This window comes from Rhodococcus sp. (in: high G+C Gram-positive bacteria) (assembly GCF_049286785.1).
Lineage (GTDB): Bacteria > Actinomycetota > Actinomycetes > Mycobacteriales > Mycobacteriaceae > Rhodococcus_F.
Window position 1 is genome coordinate 1 of the sequence record NZ_JBAQEO010000655.1, and the last position, 1,561, is coordinate 1,561.

Consider the following 1,561-nt stretch of genomic DNA (forward strand, 5'->3'; position numbering starts at 1 on the left):
GGCAGACCAGCGGTCACCGCATGCCCGCAACTGCCCCCACATCCACTCGCCCGGCCGGAACGGGCTTCGGCATCACGTCGGTGAATTCAGGCTTAGCGGGCGCGCCGGGCCCGGCCGGTGTGTGGTCGGGTGCAGATGATCGACAGCGCGATGCCGTCGAGGATGTCGTGCTCACTCACCACGAGTTCCTCGATGCCTGCCTTCGATTCCAGTGCCTCGGCGAGCATCAGGGTGACGATGGCACCCCCACCGATCACGTCGACCCGGCCCGGATGCATGGGTCCCAGCGCTGCCCTCTCGGTGTGGGTCATCGCGATGAGCGACGCGCACACCTCCCGGAGTCGAGGCAGCGGAATGCGCGAGAGGTGCACCTGCTCGGCGTCGTACTCGGGGAGATTCTTCGCGAGCGCAGCGAGTGTGGTCATCGTTCCGGCGACACCGACCCAGGTGTGCGCCTGCTCGATCGACACTCGCGCGAACGCCTCGTCCAGCCGCTGCCGCGCGAAGGCACGCGCCTCGTCGACCTGCGCTGCGGTGGGCGGGTCGTCGTGCAGGCATCGTTCGGTGATCCGCACACACCCGATGTCGGTGGAGAATGCGGCATGGACGCCGGATTCGTCACCGAGCACCACCTCGGTGGAACCGCCGCCGAGGTCCACCACAACGAACGGGCCCTGCGCCGAATCCAATTCGCCGACAGCGCCGGCGAACGACAACCGCGCTTCCTCGTCCCCGCTGATCACCTCGGCTCCGGCACCCGGTATCACCGACCCCAGGATGTCCCGGGTCATGGAGAAGAAATCCTCACGATTCGATGCGTCACGCGTCGCGGATGTCGCGACCATCCGCACCGCGGTGGCATCGGCGTCACCGATCATTGCGGCATACTCGCTCAACGCGATTCGTGTGCGCTCGATCGCCTCCGGCGCCAACCGGCCCGTTGCGTCGACGCCCTGACCGAGCCGCACGACACGCATCTCGCGGTGCACGTCGTGCAGCCGGCCCTCGGCGTCGACGTCCGCGACGAGCAGACGAATGGAGTTGGTACCGCAGTCCACTGCGGCAACGCGGGTCACTGTTCGCCGCTTTCGACGTCGTCGATTCCCGGCCAGTCGGCGGGAATCGCGGTGCCGCGCAACTTCCCGCCGGCGGCGGACGCGGCGAGGGCAACCGACTCGTCACCGAGCGGGTTGACGCCGGGTCCCTTCGCCAGGGAATGCGCCATCAGCACGTGCAGGCACTTGACGCGGTCGGGCATGCCGCCGCCGGTGAAGTCGGTGCCCAGGGACTCGATGGCGTTGCGTTCGGTCAGATACGACTCGTGGGCGCGCAGATAGGCCGCGGCGAGTTCCGGATCCTGCGCAAGGCGTTCGGTCATCTCCCGCATCACACCCGCGGACTCCTGCCGGCTGGCCTCGGCAGTGAGGCGCGGATCCGTCAGGTAGTACAACGTGGGAAAGGGGGTGCCATCGGGCAGTCGCGGGGCGGTCTTCACGACGCCGGGCTTGCCGTCGGGACTGCGATACGCGATCTCGAGCACTCCTCGCGGTTCGCGGCCCAA

2 protein-coding genes are annotated in these 1,561 nt (G+C 68.3%); both read right to left on the reverse strand.

The genetic code is table 11. From position 1 onward, the window contains the following. Nucleotides 1-92: 92 nt before the first annotated feature. On the reverse strand, nt 93-1,076 hold the full coding sequence (locus WAW17_RS23640; RefSeq protein ID WP_422335336.1) for an exopolyphosphatase: 984 nt from the start codon (nt 1,074-1,076) through the stop codon (nt 93-95). Next, nucleotides 1,073-1,561 (reverse strand): DUF501 domain-containing protein (locus WAW17_RS23645; RefSeq protein ID WP_422335337.1); only part of this gene is annotated, 489 nt, incomplete at its 5' end. The genes WAW17_RS23645 and WAW17_RS23640, both read right to left, overlap by 4 nt.